We start from the raw sequence: 16810 nt of genomic DNA, 5'->3' as shown, positions 1-16810 counted from the left end.
GCCGTCGAACAGGACGTCCTTGAGGCGTACGTCGGTGAGCCTGGTGCCGGTGAACCGTGAGCCGGTGATGGCGCACCGTTCGATGGTGACGCCGGTCAGGGCCGCGCCGGAGAAGTCGGTGCGGGTGATGTCGCAGCCGTAGAGGCTGCCGGCTTCCCAGGTGCTCTCACTGAGGTCGCCACCGGTGATCAGGCTGCTGCGGATGCTGCAGTTCTCCAGCTGCACACCGCGCCACGACGCGCCCTCAACGAAAGCCTCGGTGAGGCCATCGGCCAGGTCGGTCACGCGGTCGAGGTCCTCCGGGTCGAGGTCCGGTAGCAGGATCTTCACGTCGCCGACTGTCGTGGTGCGCATGTGTCCTCAACCTGTGTGGGCGCGGGGTGGGCACGCCACCCCGCGCATCCGGTCGTTCTCTCCTACAGCGGCTACTTCTTCTTGTTCCAGTTGCCCCAGCCTGGCCGGCTGTCGAACTTGCCCTTGTTGGCCCAGGCAGGGCGGTTGTCGAACTTCGCTGCGCCGATCGACGCTACCGACCGGTCTGGGTCGACGCCGAGGCGGGCGAGCTGTTCCGGTGCGGCGTTGACGAGTGTGGCCAGTGCGCTGGTCATGGTCCTCCTTCAGGGATGAGGTGGTCCGCGGTGGCGCGGACGAGGGCTTGTCGGGTGGTGCGGCAGTAGGTGGTCTCGCGGGCGGTGAACGTCGCGTGCTCGAAGTAGCGGTTCCCGGCTTGGGCGCCACCGCAGAAGTCGTGGAAGGTGCAGTGGTCGGCGCAGCCGTTGAGGGCGGTGACGAATTCGGTGACGTAACGCAGGTGCGATGTTGAAGCCCACCGACTGGCAGCCCGGCAGGTCGGTGAAGACGTCGACGAGGGTGTCGGCGTGATCAATGGTCTCCGGTGTGACGACACAGATCACCGAATACTGCAGACCGGCCTTGGGTCCGCATCCCACGCAGGGTCCGGCTGTCCGTCGGGTTGCCGGCCCGGTCCAGGCGGTTGCGGTTCAGCGGGCCGGGCCCGTCGATGCTGACCCCGACGTCGAATCCGTAGGCGGCGAACAGCTTGCACCACCGCCGGTTGATCAGCGTGGCGTTCGTCTGGATTTCGTGCCGCACACTCCCTGCACGCCGCAGGTCCTCGAATGGGGCCAACAGATCCCGGAACACGTCGACGGGTGTGGCGGTGGGTTCGCCTCCGTGCCACACGACACCCACGGGGAAGTTGCTGTTCTGCTGCGCGATCGATTCGGCGCACGCCTGCGCGACCGCGTTGCTCATGAGGCGGCGGGGGGGTAAGCCAACCGGGCTGGGGTGCGCGCCCGGCTGCGGCCTACGGGTCAGCGACCGGGCGCGATCCGTTCGATCCAGTACTCCCGTGCCAGCGCGTTGACGCCGGCCTTTGACACCGAGCGCAGCCGCACGGTGTTGCCGTCGGTGCCGGCGATCCGGCCGTGCTTCTGCAGCTCGAGGATGTGGTAGCGCTCCGGGGCGAAGTCGAGCTCGACGTTGACCGCGAACCGGCCGCGGACGTCGCGCTGGTCGCCGACGCCCGGGGCGACCTTGCCCGCTGCTTGTATCCCCAACCAGGCCTGATAGCCGACCACCAGGAGCAGGACGATGGCCATCCGCCGGGCGGTGGGCGTCCGCCAGGCCCTACGCAGCAGCGAGCTCAGACCCTTCACTTTCCCCTCCCTCCGACAGCAGCTCAGTGATGTGGTTAGCGATGCGGCGGAACCCGGGGAGTTCGGTGGTCGCCTGCCACTGTCGGGGCCGGGGCAGGTCGACGGTCACGATCTCCCGGACCCGGCTCGGTCGCCGGGACAGCACGATCACCCGATCGGAGAGGAACACCGCCTCGTCGATGTCGTGGGTCACGAAGAAGACGGTGGGCCGGCGCAGCTCGAACACCCGGGTGAGGTCGTCCTGGAGCTTGCGCCGGGTCTGAGCGTCGATGCTCGCGAACGGTTCGTCCATCAGCATGACGGCCGGTTCGTTGGCCAGCACCCGGGCAACCCCGAGGCGCTGCTGCATACCGCCGGAGAGCTCATGCGGGTATTTGTTCTCGAAGCCCGCCAGCCCGACCAGGTCCAGGTACTCCAACGCGGTGGCCCGGCGCTGCGCGGCTGGCACGCCCTTCATGCGCAGCCCGAAGACCGCGTTGCCCAGCACCGTCTTCCATGGAAAGAGGGCGTGGCTCTGGAACACCACGCCGCGGTCCGGGCCCGGGCCGTCAACCACTCGCCCGCCGACCTTTACCACGCCCGAGGTCTGCTCCACGAAGCCCGCGATGATGTTCAGCACCGTGGTCTTCCCGCAACCGCTGGGGCCGAGGATCGAGACGAACTCGCCCTCCTCGACGGTGAAGGAGACGTTGCCGATCGCCGTGACCTGGTCACCGGTGTAGCTGTCGACGTAGTCCTTGGCGAGCTCACTGATCTCAAGCGCGGTCACTTCGCTGCCTCCACTTGTCGCACCATTCCCCAACGCTCCACGGTGGCCCGCTCGAACGGGGCCAGGATGAGGGCGTCCATCGCGTACCACAGGACGCCGAGAACGATCATGCCGAGGAACACCTCCGAGACGTCGCCGACCCGGCGCGCGTCGAACATCATGAAGCCGATGCCGCTGGTGCCGACGATGATCTCGGCGGCGATCAGGGCCCGCCAGCCGTAGCCGAGACCCGTCCGGATGCCGCCGGCCACCGACGGGAGCGCCCCTGGCACGATGACCTCCACGAAGACCCGGAACCGGCCGGCGCCGAGGCTGCGCGCGGCCCGGAGCAGTTCCTGGGGCACCTGCTCGACACCCGCGACGACGGCGAGGATTAGCGGGAAGACGATGGTGTAGACGATGACGAAGGTGACCGCGGTCAGGCTGAAGCCGAACCAGACGATCACAATGGGCAGCCAGGCGATGTCGGCGATGGCCTGGAAGAAGAGCAGCAGCGGCCAGGTCAGCCGCCGGGCCCAGGCCGAGATCGCCACCAGGAAGCCCAGCGGTAGGCCGATGAGCAGCCCGACGCCCACCCCGTAGGCGAGCCGGGTGAGCGAGTCCGAGAGATAGCCCGGCAACACGCCCTTGCGAACTAGGTCGAGGAACTCGGCCAGCACGGCGTCCGGGCCGACGAAGAACGCTCCCGGGAAGAGCTCCAGCTCTGCGGCGAGCCACCAGAGGAACATGATCGGCACGAAGGGGCCTAGCGTCCGGACCAGGCCGTTACGGGTGATCCGGTGCCGCCAGGCGGTGATCCGACGGTTGCGGCCGCGCTTCGCGGCTCGCCCTGGGAGGGCGCCGCCCCGACCGGCGCGGTCCCGGTTTGCGACTGCGTCCGCCATCTCAGCTCACCGCCATCTTCATGCCCCACCGCTCAACCGTGCGCCGCTCCAGCGGCGCCAGGACCAACCGGTCCATCAGCAGCCAGAGCACGCCGATGATCGCCATGGAGGCGATGACCACGTCGGTGTCGAAGCTCTTCTGCGCCAGGAACAGCGCGTACCCAAGGCCCGCGCTGCTGGCGATGATCTCGGCAGCGACCAGGCCGCGCCAGCCGTAGCCGAGGCCGATCCGCAGCCCGGTCACCACGCTGGGCAGCGCCCCTGGCAGCAGGATCTCCCAGAACATCCGTAGCCGGCCGGTACCCATCGACCGCGCCGCGCGGATCAGTTCGATCGGAATTTGCTGGACGCCGAGCAGCGCGTTGTAGGTGAGCGCGAAGAACATCGCGTTCCACACGATGAAGATCACCGCTTTGTCGGTGTAGCCGAGCCAGAGCGTCGCGATCGGGATCCACGCGATGCCGGCCAGGGCGACCGAGAAGCGCAGCAGTGGCGTGAAGAACGCCGCGAGTCGGGGGCTAGCGCCGAGCGCGATGCCGAACGGCAGGGCCGTCGCCACGGCGAGCAGAGCGCCGACCCCGACCCGCCGCAGGCTGGCACCAAGGTGCCGCAGGAGGTCGCCGCTGGCCCACATGTCCCGGATGGCGGCCCCCACGTCGCTTACCTGCGGGAAGATCCGCATCGGCGTGTCGGTCGCCGCGACCACGACCGCCCAGACCATCAGGAGCAGGGCGAAGGGCAGCACGAACCAGAACGCGGATACCAGGCGCGCCCGGGTGCCCCTGCCCGCCGGGGAGGATGTTCGTCTCCGCGGGTCTCGGCGGGCTGTCCGGGTGAGGGTCATGGACAAGCCTTCACCGCCTCGTCCCGACTGAAGGTGAAGCTGGGGCCGATCGCCGCAGTGGCCGGCACGGGGGCCAGGTCGTCGAAGAGCGCCGGCTCGGCGGACATGACGCCGAGGATCGGCTCCGGCTCGAAGTACCGGCTCACATCGAAGCCGGGCTGCACCACCTTCTGCTCGGCGAGCAGGGCGCTGATCGTGTCGAGGGCGAGGTAGTTACACGCGCTGAGCCGCGGGTCCAGCTGCGTGGTGTTGTACTGCATTGCCTTCTTCGCCACCTCCGGCTTGGTGCCGGGCAGCCATCGGGTCGCCGACTCGCCGGCCTGATCGGGGTTCTTGCGCATCCACTGGTCGACCGCCGCCCGGGCGGTGAGGAACTTCTTGATCAGCTCGGGGTTCTGGTCGGCGAACTGCCGAGTGGTGGCGATGTAGCCGACGAACGGGATGTGCCCGCCGCCGCGCAGCACCTCTCGGGCGCCCTGGACCTGCTCGGTGACCACGATCGGCCACGGGTCCCAGATGATCGCCGCGTCGATGCCGCCGGTCTGCAGGGCCACACCCATGTCCGGCGGCGCGGTGTTGACGATCTTCACCTCGCTGGCCGACAGGCCGGCGGATTCGAGCAGGCCCAGCAGGTAGAGATGGTTGATGGAGGCGACGGACACGCCGATCCGCTTGCCGCGCAGCGTGGTGAGGTTGGCGCCGTCAATGTCGGCGTTGGGAGCAGCCACCACCGCCATCGTCTCGTCGATGCTGCGCTGGGTCGACGAGCCGGTGTAGTTGCCAAGCAGCACCAGGTCGATGCCCTTTTGCGCGGCGGCGATGAGTGGCGTGCCGACCTGGATGATGTCGATGGTGCCGGCCTGCAGTGCGTTGAGCGCGTCGACGCCGGTCGGGAACGGCTGTGCGAGCTCGACGTCGAGGCCCTCCTCCTCGAAGTAGCCGCCCTCGAGGCCGACCGGAAGGCCGATCTGGTCGATGGCGGATACGTAGCCGGCGCGTACCTTGGTCAGCGCCGCCCCGTCGCCGCCGGCGCCATTGTCGTCGTCGACCGTGGAGCCACCGCCACAGGCGGCAGTCAGCAGGGCCGCAGCCGTGGTGGCGGCGGCCAGCCGCAAACCCTTCGCAATGGACATCGATATCGCCTCCGCTAATGGTTCAGAATCGGGTCCTTCTCCAGGGCCGAGCGAATTGCCGCGTCCCGGGGGATCGGATGAACGGCTCCGTGGCCCTGCGTGGTCAGGGCGCCGGCGACCGCGGCGTACCGGGCGGCGTCGGCCGGTGTGGCTCCCTGGACCAACCGGGTGACGAACGCCCCGTCGAACGCGTCACCGGCACCGGTACTGTCCACCGGGACCACCGAGTGCGGTGGTATCTCACTGGTCCGGCCGTCGTCCCACAGCAGCGCGCCCTGGTCACCCATCTTCAGAACTACGGTCCGGGGCCCGAGTGCGGCAAACCAGGCGAGGATCGCCCTGGGATCGTCTAGGTCGGTCAGGGCGCGCCCCTCCTCAAGGTTGGGCAGGGCGACGTCGCTGAGCTCGACGCTGCGCGCGACGATCGCGCGGGCCCGGTCCAGTGGCCAGAGGGCGGGCCGGTAGTTCGGGTCGTAGCTGACCAGCGTGTTGTGTCGCCGAGCCACCTTCATGGCGTGGAACCCCGCATCACAGGCCGACGCGCTGATCGCCTGAGTGATTCCTGAAACGTGCAGCGCTCGGGCCGTGGCGATTGCCGTCTCCGGTACATCTGCCGGGCTCAGTCGGCTCGCCGGGGAGCCTGCACGGTAGTAAGTGAAAGAGCTGTGCGCGGCGTGGCGGGAGATGAAGTAGATGCCGGTGCGGCCGCCAGGCTCGCGGACGACATGATCGGTCCGCACCCCCTCGCGCTGCCAGAGCCCTAGCAGTGCCGTGCCGAAGTGGTCGTCGCCGATTCGGCTGACGTAGCCGGCGGCGGCGCCGCAGCGGCTGGCCGATACGAGGAAGTTGGAGGTGTCCCCGCCGTAACCGACCGCAAAGCTCTCCGCCGCGTCCAACGACTGCTCGTCGGTGACGCTGAACTCCAGCAGCGGCTCACCGATGGCCAGGATGTCCATCGCGGTCAGACCCGGTTATGCTTGGCGAGGCCGGTGAGCAGCGACTTCGACTCGTGGATCAGCTGAGTCTGCTCCCGCTCGGCTTTCTCGATGAGCTGCGCGATCTCCAAGGTTTCGATGATCCGCGCCGCCGACACCCGGACGACGCCGTCGCTGTCACCAACGATGAGATCACCCGGGGCCACCACCACCCCGCCGAGCTCGACCGGCTCGTTCAGGCTGACCGTGCGGTAGCGGCCCACTGTGGTTGACGGGACCCCGCCTCGGGCGTAGATCGGAAGCTGGGGGTAATCGCGACGGATTTCCTCGATGTCGCGAACCCGGGCGTCGAGGACGGCGCCGGCGATTCCGTTGACTACTGCGCCGGCGGCCATCAACCCGCCAAAGACCGCGACGTCCGCCGCACCGGCGGCGATGCACAGAACGCTACCAGCGGGCGAGTCGTCGATGGCCCGCAGAGCGAGCGTCGGCGGCTCCGCGGTGTCGCACGGTTCCTCGAGCACGGTCACCGCCGGGCCGACCAGCTTGCCGGGCAGGACCGGACCGATGGCGCCGGTCATATAGCCGCGCTCACCGGTCTTCTCGACGGCGTCGGCGACGGAGGCGGTGGCCAGGCCGCGGTACGCCTCGATGATTTCCTGCGTGAGTACCGGAGTCACGTCGGTTCCCGCTCCTTTCTGGGTTGTCGACAGAAACCGTGCGTCAGCGGCAGAGCCAACCACCGTCGACGACGAGGATGTGCCCGTGGACGTAGTCGGCCGCCGCGGAGGCGAGAAAGATCGCCGGCCCGGCGATGTCTCGCGGGGTGGCCCATCGGCCGGCCGGGATGCGGGCGGTGATCTGGGCCTGGCGCTGCCGGTCGTCGCGCAGGTCCTCGGTGACTGCGGTCTCGACGTAACCGGGCGCGATGGCGTTGACGTTGACGCCGCGTCCGGCCCACTCGTTGGCTAGCGCCCGGGTGAGGCCGGCGAGGGCGTGCTTGCTGGCGGCGTAGGACGGGACGAACATGCCGCCTTGGAAGCTGAGCACCGAGGCGATGTTTATGATTTTCCCGCCGCCGCGCTCGAGCATCCGCCGGCCGGCCGCGCGGGCCAAGTGGAAGGCGGCGTGGGTGTTGACCTCGATGACGTCGTACCAGTCGTCGTCGGCGAAGGTCTCACTCGGCGCGCGCCGGATCAGTCCGGCGTTGTTGACTAGGACGTCGATGTCGTGGTCGTCGAGGAGTGCCTCGACGAAGCCCGTACGACCGTCGGCGTCGGCCAGGTCGAATCGTACGCAGGCGGCCTTGGCACCGAGTGCCTGCACCACTGCCGCCACCTCGTCGAGATTGTCCCGCTCCGACAGCAGCACCAGGTCAGCGCCGGCCGCCGCGTAGGCGACCGCGATCGCTCGGCCGATGCCGGTTGCGGCGCCGGTCACCAGCGCCTGCCGCCCGTTGAGGGTGAAGGTCGGAGCTGGCTCCTGCGACGTGCGCACCGTCCCTCCTCCCCTCCTCGGACCGCGTCCGGTGGATGTGTGCCGATGACACTAGGCGAGTTGTTGCGGGGCGTTAACAACGGAAACGGGATGGTCCCATCCGCATAACGGATCGGCGGGACGCCTGCTCACCCGGGCGCGGCAACGGTCTCCGCCCCGGACTGGGGCGGCTGTGTGCCCGGCGGCCGCGGCGCCTGGACGATGCGCTGAAGAAGGCTGCGTGCGGCCGGGTTCATCGGTCGGGACATGTCGCGATACGCGGCCACCTGGCGCCCGCAGTTGCCCTCGATCCGGCGTATCCACACGCCCTCGGTGTCGGCGATGTGCACGGCCAGCCAGTTGGTCACGCCCACCCCGAGTCCCGCACGGATCAACTCGACGAGGGTCTGCGGCTGGTTGGTCGCCTGCACCGGTTCGAGCTCGAAGTTGTGCTCGCGGAAGAGCCGGTAGACCTCGAACTCCGCGGACTGCGCGTCGTCGAGCCGTCCGATGGAGATCAGCGGATGCGTCGCCACGGCAGCGACGGTCAGCGGCTCAGGAAGCTCGGCGAGCTGGTGGTCCGGCGGGTGCAGCACGACCAGCGGCTCGCGCCACAGTGGATGGCCCACCATCGACGGCGCCGTGGGCGGAGGCGACATCGGCCGCAGGCAGATGTCCACCTCACCGGTGGTCAGCGCGTGGTCGAGTTCCAGCGTCGCGCGCTCGACCAGCACCACCTTAACGTCCGGGCTGGTTCGAGAGAGATCGCGAAGCAGCGCCGGAACGAATGCCGCGCTGGCGCTCGGGTAGCAGCCGAGCGTGACCAGGCCGCGAGCGCCGCCGCGCCATGGCGCCATCGCCGCCTCGGCGGCTTCGAACTCGCGCAGCACCGCCCGGGCGTGCATGGCGAGGACCGCGCCGGCCCCGGTCAGCTCGACAGGCCGCTTGCGGCGGTCGAAAAGGGGGAGGCCGACCTCGCGCTCCAGCGCGGCCACGTGCATGCTTACCCGCGGCTGGGAGCGGTGAGTCGCCTCGGCGGCGGCCACGAAGCTGCCGGTGTCGACGACCCCGAGGAACGAGACGAACCACTCGAGCCGGGTATCCGTCCTGAGCACGTAGAACCCCCTCGCAGGCACGCCGCCGCTCCGGTTCGCACGCCGCAGGTCAGGGCGAGGACCACCACCGATGACGAGTAATCAAGGATGCGGATGACTCCATTCGTAACTCGTTCTTAACAAGCGACGACGGTCGAGGCTAGCGTCTGCCAACACGAACCCAGGTTGATCGTTACTGCGTTGTTATGGGAATCGATCGGCCCCGGCCGACGGCGGTCCGGTCTGTCGAGAGTGGTCATTCGACCGCCACCGGGAGGAACCGTGGCAGGAGACCCGATCGGCGGAACGGGTGGCATCTCAGCAGGTTGTGGCGGCGTCTTCGGCCCCGGCCGAGGCAGCGGAAAAGGGGGATCCACCCCCAGATAGCACATGGCGACATGCTTCGGCCCGCGGAAGGCACCCGTTACCACCGAACGCGTTGAACGAATTTCTGCACCCGATCGTCCGTACCTTGGCATCGTTCGATTCTGTCCCGAAAGCGGTCCTCGACGGCCCGGAGAAATGGTTTCGGGCTACCCGATGATCGCTCCGTTCCGCCTTCGCCCACCGGCACCAACGCCGACGAACGAGAGGTACCGCATCATGGCGCAATCCCGCCGGGACGTCCTCAAGCAAGGCGCATCACTGGCCGCCCTCTCGGCTGCCGGTCTGACCGTCGCCAGTAGCGGCGCGGCCGCCGCCGCGGCGGCACCCGCGGAGACCGTAACGACCGGGCCGGGTGGCATGCCCTACCCCTACCTGAAGTGGCCCGAGCAGGTGAAGGAGAGCACGAACACACCGCGGCTGTGCCAGTGGTTCTCCCGCAACCCGACCCAGGCGACCGTGCGTCGGTGGCGGCAGGCCGGAGTCACGGGCGCCCTGATCACCAATCCCCCGCCGCTGCCCTGGACCGCGGCCACCCTCATCGCCGATCGGCAGCGACTGGAGGCGGCCGGGCTGCACATCACCGCCTATCTGATCAGCATCACAGACAGCATCGTGCGCGGTCAGGAAGGCCGGGACCAGCAGATTGAGTACATCAAGCAGTCGCTGGTCGCGGCCGGCCAGGCCGGCATTCGCGTGGTTGAATACAATTTCTACGTCCACCGCCTCACTGAGGGCTACTACGAGCTGATCGACAATGAGGATCGGCTAGGCGCCGGCTACACGGCGTTCGACTATCACCGTGAGGTCGACGGCGTGCCCGTGAAGGACCTGCCGCCGCGGCCCGGCACACCGCTGCTGACCTACGAGCAGGTCTGGGACAACTACAAGTACTTCCTCGACCGGGTGATGCCCGTTGCCGAGGCGGCCGGCGTCCGGCTCGCCGTGCACCCCAACGACCCGCCTGCGGTGATCAGCCGCGGCAACCCGCAGGTGCTGGCCTCGGTCGCCGACTGGAAGCGGCTCATCGACACGTACGACAGCCCCGCCAACGGGCTGACCGTGCACGCTGGGGTGACGCCGGAGGTGGGCCACGACGCGGTCGACTTCCTGCGCTACGTGGGCGCCAAGGACCGGGTGAACCACATCCACTACCGCAACGTGACCGTGGACAAGCCGCGGGAGCGGTACGCGGAGGTGTTCCCCGACACCGGCGAGACGGACATGTTCGCCTTCATGCGGGAGCTGGTCCGGCAGGGCTACGACCGCGGCGTCCTCGCCGAGCACCCGCGGGCGCTCGACTTCGACCGGGAGAACGGCTCGATCGGCGGCCAGTACGCCGGTGTCGGTGGCGGCGGGCACGGCGGCGAACTCTACGACACCGGGTACGCCCGCGCCATGCTCCAGGCCGCGCTCATCATGGAACGCGGTCGCAAGCCGGTGCTCGACGACGCTGAGACGCTAGTGAACCGTTTCTACGCTGCCGGCGCGGTCAAGCTCAGCGACCGCGCCCGCCTCCAGGCCAACCTGAAAGTGGCCGATCAGCTGGCCGAGCAGAGCGAGGCGGCGATCGACCGGTTCGCCGGCGTCGCCCAGGGCATCGAGGATGCGGAAGCGCGCACCTCGCTGACCTCGATGGCCGCATACCTCAAGGCGCAGATCCCCAACTGACGCCGCCCTCGTAAGGGGAGCCGGCCTGCGCGTCGGCTCCCCTTCCCACCGCCCACGGCCGGAAGGACGCGCGCCCATGCCCGAGATCCTGTTTGATGAGCCCGCCCGGCGTCGCCTCCAAGCAGGCATCGACGCGCTGGCCGACGCCGTCAAGGTGACGCTCGGTCCCCGGGGCCGCACCGTCGTGCTCGGCAGACCGGGCGGACCGCCGAGCATCACCACCGATGGCGCCAGCGTCGCCGCGGAACTCACCCTCGGCGATCCTTACGCCGACCTGGGCGCGCGCCTGGCACGAGAGGTCACCGGCGCCACGAAGACCGAGGCCGGCGACGGCACCACGACCGCGATCGTGCTCGTCCAGGCGATGACCCGGCACGGGTTACGGGCGATCGCCGCAGGCGCCTCCCCGGTCGCCGTCCGGCGCGGCATGGACGCCGCGGTGGACTCGGCCAGCGGGCATCTGCGGCGCAGCGCCCGGCCCGTGGCCGGATACGCCGACCTCGCCGCGGTCGCAACCAACGCGGCTCAAGACCGGGAGATCGGCGAGTTGGTCGCCACCGCGCTCGAAAAGGCCGGGCCGGACGGGGTGGTCACCGTCGAGGAGTCGGAGGCGGCCCGCACCGAGCTGGATCTTCTCGACGGGTTGCGGCTGCCCACCGGCTACCTGAGCCCGTACATGGTCACCAATCCGCAGCGGTTGACGGCGGTCCTCGATGACCCCTACGTCCTGCTGCACTACGGCCGGATCGACACGCTGGCGGAGTTCTTGCCGCTGCTGGAGCGGGTAGTGGCGACCGGGCGGTCCCTGCTCGTGGTCGCCGACGATGTGGTCAACGATGCCCTGGCCACCCTGCTGCTCAACAACGTGGAGGGCTCGTTCCGCAGCGTCGCAGTCAAGGCGCCCGAGCTCGGCAACAGCCGCAAGTCGATCCTGCGGGACGTGGCGGCACTGACCGGCGGCGAAATGATCACGCCGGAGGCCGGCCTGCGGCTCGACCAGGTCGGCTTGGAGGTGCTCGGCCGAGCCCGCCGCATCGTCGTCACCCGCGAGGACACCACCATCATCGGCGGCGCCGGGGACGTGGCCGCAGTGCACCGGCACATCGCCCAGATCCGCACCGAACTCGCCGTAGCTACCTCCGATTGGGAACGGGAACGGCACCGCATGCGGATAGCCCGGCTGGCCGGCGGGGTCTGCGTGCTCCGCGTCGGCGGGCACACCGAGCTCGAGCGGCGTGAACGCAAGCAGCGGGTGGACGAGGCCGTGTCTGCCACCCGCGCGGCAGCCCGCGGCGGTGTCGTCGCCGGAGGCGGGACCGCGTTGGTAAAGGCACGGGCGGCACTGGACAACCTGCCGGCAAGCGGCGATGAGCGAACGGGGGTGGGCATGGTCCGGCGCGCGCTCGCCGAGCCGCTGCGATGGATCGCGGCGAACGGCGGCGCGGACGGGCCGGCGGTCGCCGAGCACGTCGCCGAACTGCCGGAGCACGTCGGGTACGACGCACGCACCGGCAGGTATCTCGACCTGCTGGCCGAGGGCGTCGCCGACCCGGTCAACGTGACGCTCTGCGCCCTGCGCAACGCCGCCTCGGTGACCGGGATGCTGCTCACCACCGAGGCGGCCGTGATCGGCACGGCGAGCAGCCGGGTGGTCGACTTCAACGTCGGACACAGCCACAGCGAGGACGGCCACCACGGCCACCACGGCCAGGCCCACGTGCACGGCGACAGCCACAGCCGCGCGCACGGCCACGACCACGTGCACTGAGCGGCCCGGAAGCTTCCAACCGACGGGCCTGACCGTCGACGACTGATCCGCATCGGCCGGACCGCCCGTCATGCCCTGCAAGGTACCGGCAGCCGCATTCCATCGCACCTCAAGGAGAGTCATGGGAAACCTTCACCCCGTCGCGGACGCGCTGGTCCGGGCAGCGGATCTGCCCTGGATCCCGCAGGGCTCCGCCAACGTCTGGTTCAAGCCGCTGCGGATCTCCCCGCACACAGGAAGTTGGGTCAACCTGCTCAAGGTTGCCCGCAGCGGGGTGGTCAGCCGGCACCGCCACCTTTCGGAGGTGGAGGGCTGGGTCATCCAAGGCCGTTGGCACTACGAGGAGCATGACTGGCAGGCCGAGCCTGGCTCGTACGTCTACGAACCGCCGGGCGACGTCCACACGCTGGTCGCCGACGTGACCGACGAGGAGGCAATGTTGACCCTGTTCGCCATCCACGGACCGATCGAGTACGTGACGGAGAGCGGCGACGTCGCGTACGTAGAGACGGCGGAGACGAAGCTGAAGCGGTACGAGGACCACTGTCGCGAGCACGGCATCGCTGCGCAGCCGATCGTCTTTTGACGCGATGATGCAATCGGAGTCCCTCACCGCATCTGCACTGGCCCGCCTCGGACCGATCATCCCGGTCGTCGTGCTGCACCGCGCCGACGACGCCGCAACCCTGGCGCGGGCCCTGCTGCGCGGCGGCGTCCGGACCATGGAGATCACCCTCCGGACGCCGGCCGCGCTTCCCGCGCTGCGGGCGGTGGCCGCCGAGGTGCCCGAGATGGTGGTGGGCGCCGGCACCGTGCTCACGGCCGACCAGGTGGACGAGGCCGTCGCGGCAGGCGCACGGTTCCTAGTCAGCCCGGGCGCGACCGTGGGGCTCGCCCGGGCCGCGGTCGACTCCGGGCTGCCCTTCCTGCCCGGTGCCGGCACGGTCAGCGAGATGATGACACTGGCCGAGCTCGGCCTCACCACGATCAAGTTCTTCCCGGCGGCAGCGAGCGGCGGCCGCGCCTACCTGGCGTCGGTCGCCCAGCCGCTCCCTCACCTGACCTTCTGCCCCACCGGCGGCATCACCGCGACCACGGCACCCGACTGGCTCGCACTGCCCAACGTTGCCTGCGTCGGCGGGTCCTGGTTGACGTCCGCCACCGCGGTCCGAACACGCGACGGGGAAGCGGTCACGGCGCTGGCCCGCGAGGCGGTGGCGCTGCAGCCCACCCCCGGCGCGCCGGCCGGCTGACCGTCGCCACCTGGTATCCGAGCCACTCCAGGGCAACCCGTACCCGGCGATAATCCCACTCGGGCGATAAGTAGTTTAACTTCCAGCGGTGAAGGGGCGATCGCGCTGCAAGCCTTCGCGTTTGCTGGGTTTCACTGACTGGGGACGGCCCTAATCCATCGTTTCCGATGCGTAAATAACGAATCGTTGAGCCCTTTTCATCCTGGGTAGCGGTTGGCCTCGACGTGGTGCAGAACGAGGATTGCCTGCACGATCGCGGTGGCTCGGCGTGGGCAGCAGCGCAGCTTGGACAGGATCTTCCAGCCTTTGAGGGTCGCGTTGGCACGTTCACCCCGGGCGCGTATTTACGGGGGGCGTGGCCGCGGTCAGGCGCATCCAGAACCTCACCCGGGAAGCCCGTGAACTGGAACTACAGATCACCGCGGTCATCGACGCCCACGCCCCGCACCTGCTGCAATGCAAAGGCGTCGGTCCCGACAGCGCCGCCCGCCCTGCTCATCACCGCCGGCGACAACCGCGACCGGATGAACAACGAAGCATCCCTTCGCCGCCCTCTGCGGCGTCAGCCCCATCGAGGCGTCCTCGGGCACCCGCCGACGTCGCCTCAACCGCGGCGGCGACCGCCGCGCCAACGCCGCCCACCGCATCGCCCTGACCCGATCACGCTGCGACCGACGCACCCGCGACTACCTCGACCGACGCACCGCCCAAGGCCTCACCCGCCGCGAAACCATCCGCTGCGTCAAACGCTACGTCGCCCGCGAAATCTACAACCTGATCCGACAGCTCAACCCCACCACCGAGTTTCCCCGAACGGCTTGCCAAACATAGGGGCATCGGCGCCGCAGCAACTACTCGAAGTAGATAGAGAACGATGACCGCTACGCTGGTAGCGGCCATCGTTCTACACCAGTTACCTAGTCCCGGTCCCGGCCGGGCTTCCACTCGGTGGCAGCGATCCCGTTGAGGTCCCAGACGACGTCGCCTTCCCGCAGGGTCAGCTCAGCGGTCAGCTTCTCTTTTCCATCCAGCCGGAAGCCGAAGGAGTCGACGAATCCGAACCGTCCCCGGTCAAGGCTGAACACCGCGACGTCGGCAGGCGCCCCGACCGACAGGTGCCCCAGATCGGGGCGCTGGATCACCTGTGCCGGCGTCCACGTGCTCGCCTTCACCACGTCTTCCAGCGACATGCCGAGGGTCACCATCTTGGACATCACGTTCGCCATGTCCTTCATGCCGCTGTTCATCGACGTGATGTGCAGGTCCGTGGAAATCGTGTCCGGCGGCAAGTCTTCCTTCATGCCCTGAACCGCCACGTCCCACGAGAAGCTTCCGCCGCCGTGGCCGACGTCGTAGACGATTCCCCGCTCCCTACCCGCATGCAGGGCAGGATTGAGGCGACCGTCGTCGCCAAGCTCCCGACGGAGGCCGGAATACACGTGCGTGTAGACGTCACCCGGCCTAAGCTCCTGGGTCAGCAGCTGCTCGATGGTGCGCTGTTCCGAGTCCGATCCAAAATCGACCATGACCGGAACATCGGCGATCTCGCCGGCTTGAACCGAGCGGCGCACCGGATCCCACTCCGGACCGGAGTAGTGCGCTGTCTTGATGCCGACGATGTGGTCCGGGTTTTGCAGTGCTACTTCGGCGGCCGGCCCCGCCTGCATGTTCTCGAGATCCTGCTCCCGCTCTCCCCCGGCCATGCCCTTGCCGACGATGTTGAGGAACGAAAGCACCCGGGTCTTCGATCGATCGATGACGTTCGTCTTGAATTCCTCGAAGTTCTCCCAGCCGGCGGAACCGGTGTCCACTGCGGTGGTGACACCGGCCCGGAACGTGAACCCGTCCGGGGCGACGCTGTTCCAGCCGGCGGCGTAGTCGTTGGCTGGTCCGACGAACATATGGGCGTGCATGTCGATGATGCCCGGCGTGACGTACTTGCCCCGGGCGTTGACGACCTGCTCGGCGCCTTTCGGGTTGAGAGACTTGGCGACGGCCACGATGCGTCCGTCGCGCACCGCGATGTCCCGGACACCGTCGATGTTGTTCTTGGGGTCGATCACGTGACCGTTGTCGAGGATGAGGTCGTAGCGGGGCTCGGCTGCGGTGCCGGCCGTGCCAGGCTGCTGGATCGGTGTCGCACTCGCCTGGGTGACCTGCCCAGCCCCGACCAACCCCATCGGGAGGATGACCGAGGCGGCCAGAGCGACCTTCCGACGCCATGAATTCAGTTTCATCAGCTGACTCCTTCTCCGAACGTTGCACCTGCGGCGCGTTCTCGCCGCTGGTGCTGATCGGACGCCCGGTGCGGTTCACCGGGCGTCCGAAATGACCCCATGGGATGTGTCAGATGGCGGCGATGCAGTCGATCTCGACCAGGGAATCGCCTGGGATGCCCGCAGCAGCCGCGATGGTGGTCCGCACCCCGGGCCTCTTTCCGAAGCGACCGAGGTAGACGGCGTTCATGCCGTCGTAGTCGTCCAGACTGTTCAGGTACACGTTGACCTTGAGCACCTTTTCCATCGACGACCCGACCGCTTCGAGGTTGCGCTCGAGCTCGTTGAGCACGTGCTCGGTGTGCGAGGTGATGTCACCGTCAAAGTGGGCGCCGATACCGGAGAGAAACACCAGGTTCCCGAAGGTGACGACCGGGCTGAAGAGCGGGTTCTCCGGAGGTTCCCCGCCTGGCCAGTGGGCCTCCTTGACTGGCGGCTTGCACTTGCACTTGTTGCGGTGGTCGTCGTCCTGTCGGTCCAGGGCGACGGCGCCCGGTACAACGGCAGCCACGGCGGCCACTGCGGGAGCTCGGCGGATGAACTCCCGCCTAGTCGACTCGCTCATGTTCCTCCCTCTTGCTGATTTTGTGCGGTGCTATTTGTGTGTATGGCGTGACGGACTGACTGGCCCGCGCCGCTCGGCA

Annotated in this window: 17 protein-coding genes and 3 pseudogenes; 5 read left to right on the top strand and 15 right to left on the bottom strand. The window is 68.7% G+C overall.

Going from position 1 to position 16810, the window contains the following annotated elements; all coding sequences use genetic code 11:
* The 12 genes and pseudogenes from BUS84_RS03020 to BUS84_RS02965 form a co-directional block, all read right to left on the bottom strand.
* Window positions 1-354: pseudogene (locus tag BUS84_RS03020) on the bottom strand (pentapeptide repeat-containing protein); the annotation flags it as partial.
* 71 nt (window positions 355-425) lie between these two features.
* Window positions 426-608, bottom strand: a complete 183-nt coding sequence (gene amcA, locus BUS84_RS03015; protein WP_074308546.1) for a multiple cyclophane-containing RiPP AmcA — start codon at window positions 606-608, stop codon at window positions 426-428.
* Window positions 605-1293 (bottom strand): annotated as a pseudogene (locus BUS84_RS40850) (radical SAM protein); the annotation flags it as partial. The pseudogene BUS84_RS40850 and the gene amcA, both read right to left, overlap by 4 nt.
* A gap of 41 nt (window positions 1294-1334) precedes the next feature.
* Complete coding sequence (locus BUS84_RS03005) at window positions 1335-1679, bottom strand: hypothetical protein (protein ID WP_208869505.1); 345 nt, start codon at window positions 1677-1679, stop codon at window positions 1335-1337.
* A complete protein-coding gene (locus BUS84_RS03000) occupies window positions 1651-2448 on the bottom strand; it encodes an ABC transporter ATP-binding protein (RefSeq protein ID WP_074308541.1) in 798 nt (265 codons plus the stop codon). The genes BUS84_RS03005 and BUS84_RS03000 overlap by 29 nt, the downstream gene beginning before the upstream one ends.
* Complete coding sequence (locus BUS84_RS02995) at window positions 2445-3332, bottom strand: ABC transporter permease (protein ID WP_084757106.1); 888 nt, start codon at window positions 3330-3332, stop codon at window positions 2445-2447. The genes BUS84_RS03000 and BUS84_RS02995 overlap by 4 nt, the downstream gene beginning before the upstream one ends.
* 1 nt (window position 3333) lies before the next feature.
* Window positions 3334-4176 (bottom strand): ABC transporter permease, encoded by an 843-nt coding sequence (locus tag BUS84_RS02990; RefSeq protein WP_143728178.1) that lies wholly within the window; start codon window positions 4174-4176, stop codon window positions 3334-3336.
* On the bottom strand, window positions 4173-5309 hold the full coding sequence (locus tag BUS84_RS02985; RefSeq protein ID WP_074308538.1) for an ABC transporter substrate-binding protein: 1137 nt from the start codon (window positions 5307-5309) through the stop codon (window positions 4173-4175). Before BUS84_RS02985 ends, BUS84_RS02990 begins: the two co-directional genes overlap by 4 nt.
* Window positions 5310-5323: 14 nt before the next feature.
* Window positions 5324-6265, bottom strand: a complete 942-nt coding sequence (locus BUS84_RS02980; RefSeq protein WP_074308536.1) for a sugar kinase — start codon at window positions 6263-6265, stop codon at window positions 5324-5326.
* 5 nt (window positions 6266-6270) lie between these two features.
* The gene (locus BUS84_RS02975) at window positions 6271-6924 is read right to left on the bottom strand and encodes an RraA family protein (RefSeq protein WP_074308534.1); all 654 of its coding nucleotides are present in this window, start codon (window positions 6922-6924) and stop codon (window positions 6271-6273) included.
* A 43-nt stretch (window positions 6925-6967) separates the two neighbouring features.
* A complete protein-coding gene (locus BUS84_RS02970) occupies window positions 6968-7741 on the bottom strand; it encodes an SDR family oxidoreductase (protein WP_074308532.1) in 774 nt (257 codons plus the stop codon).
* A 128-nt stretch (window positions 7742-7869) separates the two neighbouring features.
* Window positions 7870-8835, bottom strand: coding sequence for a LysR family transcriptional regulator (locus BUS84_RS02965; RefSeq protein ID WP_074308530.1), 966 nt, complete (start codon window positions 8833-8835; stop codon window positions 7870-7872).
* A 582-nt stretch (window positions 8836-9417) separates the two neighbouring features.
* Between BUS84_RS02965 and BUS84_RS02960 the strand changes: the two genes are divergently transcribed.
* From BUS84_RS02960 to eda, 4 genes are all read left to right on the top strand, one after another.
* Window positions 9418-10869, top strand: coding sequence for a mannonate dehydratase (locus BUS84_RS02960; protein ID WP_074308529.1), 1452 nt, complete (start codon window positions 9418-9420; stop codon window positions 10867-10869).
* Between the two features lie 76 nt (window positions 10870-10945).
* Window positions 10946-12637, top strand: coding sequence for a chaperonin GroEL (gene groL / locus BUS84_RS02955; protein WP_074308527.1), 1692 nt, complete (start codon window positions 10946-10948; stop codon window positions 12635-12637).
* Between the two features lie 121 nt (window positions 12638-12758).
* Complete coding sequence (locus tag BUS84_RS02950; protein ID WP_074308526.1) at window positions 12759-13223, top strand: 2,4'-dihydroxyacetophenone dioxygenase family protein; 465 nt, start codon at window positions 12759-12761, stop codon at window positions 13221-13223.
* A 4-nt stretch (window positions 13224-13227) separates the two neighbouring features.
* Window positions 13228-13890: a bifunctional 4-hydroxy-2-oxoglutarate aldolase/2-dehydro-3-deoxy-phosphogluconate aldolase gene (gene eda, locus BUS84_RS02945; protein ID WP_208869504.1), complete on the top strand. Its 663-nt coding sequence runs from the start codon at window positions 13228-13230 to the stop codon at window positions 13888-13890.
* A gap of 197 nt (window positions 13891-14087) precedes the next feature.
* On the opposite strand, the pseudogene BUS84_RS37150 reads toward eda, so the two are convergent.
* A pseudogene (locus tag BUS84_RS37150) lies at window positions 14088-14234 on the bottom strand (IS5/IS1182 family transposase); the annotation flags it as partial.
* Between the two features lie 226 nt (window positions 14235-14460).
* On the opposite strand from BUS84_RS37150, the gene BUS84_RS36475 reads away from it, so the two are divergent.
* Window positions 14461-14721, top strand: coding sequence for a hypothetical protein (locus BUS84_RS36475; protein ID WP_084757415.1), 261 nt, complete (start codon window positions 14461-14463; stop codon window positions 14719-14721).
* An 86-nt stretch (window positions 14722-14807) separates the two neighbouring features.
* On the opposite strand, the gene BUS84_RS02935 is transcribed toward BUS84_RS36475, so the two are convergent.
* On the bottom strand, window positions 14808-16070 hold the full coding sequence (locus BUS84_RS02935; protein ID WP_208869503.1) for an amidohydrolase/deacetylase family metallohydrolase: 1263 nt from the start codon (window positions 16068-16070) through the stop codon (window positions 14808-14810).
* A gap of 166 nt (window positions 16071-16236) precedes the next feature.
* The gene (locus BUS84_RS02930) at window positions 16237-16731 is read right to left on the bottom strand and encodes a RidA family protein (protein WP_074308522.1); all 495 of its coding nucleotides are present in this window, start codon (window positions 16729-16731) and stop codon (window positions 16237-16239) included.
* Window positions 16732-16810: the final 79 nt, after the last annotated feature.

The organism is Micromonospora cremea (assembly GCF_900143515.1).
Lineage (GTDB): Bacteria > Actinomycetota > Actinomycetes > Mycobacteriales > Micromonosporaceae > Micromonospora > Micromonospora cremea.
This window is presented reverse-complemented; position numbering and strand designations above follow the sequence as displayed.

Excerpts from the sequence above, each read along its gene's own strand:
- amcA (WP_074308546.1), bottom strand. The coding sequence starts at position 608 with ATGACCAGCGCACTGGCCACACTCGTCAACGCCGCACCGGAACAGCTC.
- BUS84_RS02995 (WP_084757106.1), bottom strand. The coding sequence starts at position 3,332 with ATGGCGGACGCAGTCGCAAACCGGGACCGCGCCGGTCGGGGCGGCGCC.
- BUS84_RS02990 (WP_143728178.1), bottom strand. The coding sequence starts at position 4,176 with ATGACCCTCACCCGGACAGCCCGCCGAGACCCGCGGAGACGAACATCC.
- BUS84_RS02985 (WP_074308538.1), bottom strand. The coding sequence starts at position 5,309 with ATGTCCATTGCGAAGGGTTTGCGGCTGGCCGCCGCCACCACGGCTGCG.
- BUS84_RS02980 (WP_074308536.1), bottom strand. The coding sequence starts at position 6,265 with ATGGACATCCTGGCCATCGGTGAGCCGCTGCTGGAGTTCAGCGTCACC.
- BUS84_RS02960 (WP_074308529.1), top strand. The coding sequence starts at position 9,418 with ATGGCGCAATCCCGCCGGGACGTCCTCAAGCAAGGCGCATCACTGGCC.
- groL (WP_074308527.1), top strand. The coding sequence starts at position 10,946 with ATGCCCGAGATCCTGTTTGATGAGCCCGCCCGGCGTCGCCTCCAAGCA.
- BUS84_RS02950 (WP_074308526.1), top strand. The coding sequence starts at position 12,759 with ATGGGAAACCTTCACCCCGTCGCGGACGCGCTGGTCCGGGCAGCGGAT.
- eda (WP_208869504.1), top strand. The coding sequence starts at position 13,228 with ATGATGCAATCGGAGTCCCTCACCGCATCTGCACTGGCCCGCCTCGGA.
- BUS84_RS02935 (WP_208869503.1), bottom strand. The coding sequence starts at position 16,070 with ATGGGGTTGGTCGGGGCTGGGCAGGTCACCCAGGCGAGTGCGACACCG.
- BUS84_RS02930 (WP_074308522.1), bottom strand. The coding sequence starts at position 16,731 with ATGAGCGAGTCGACTAGGCGGGAGTTCATCCGCCGAGCTCCCGCAGTG.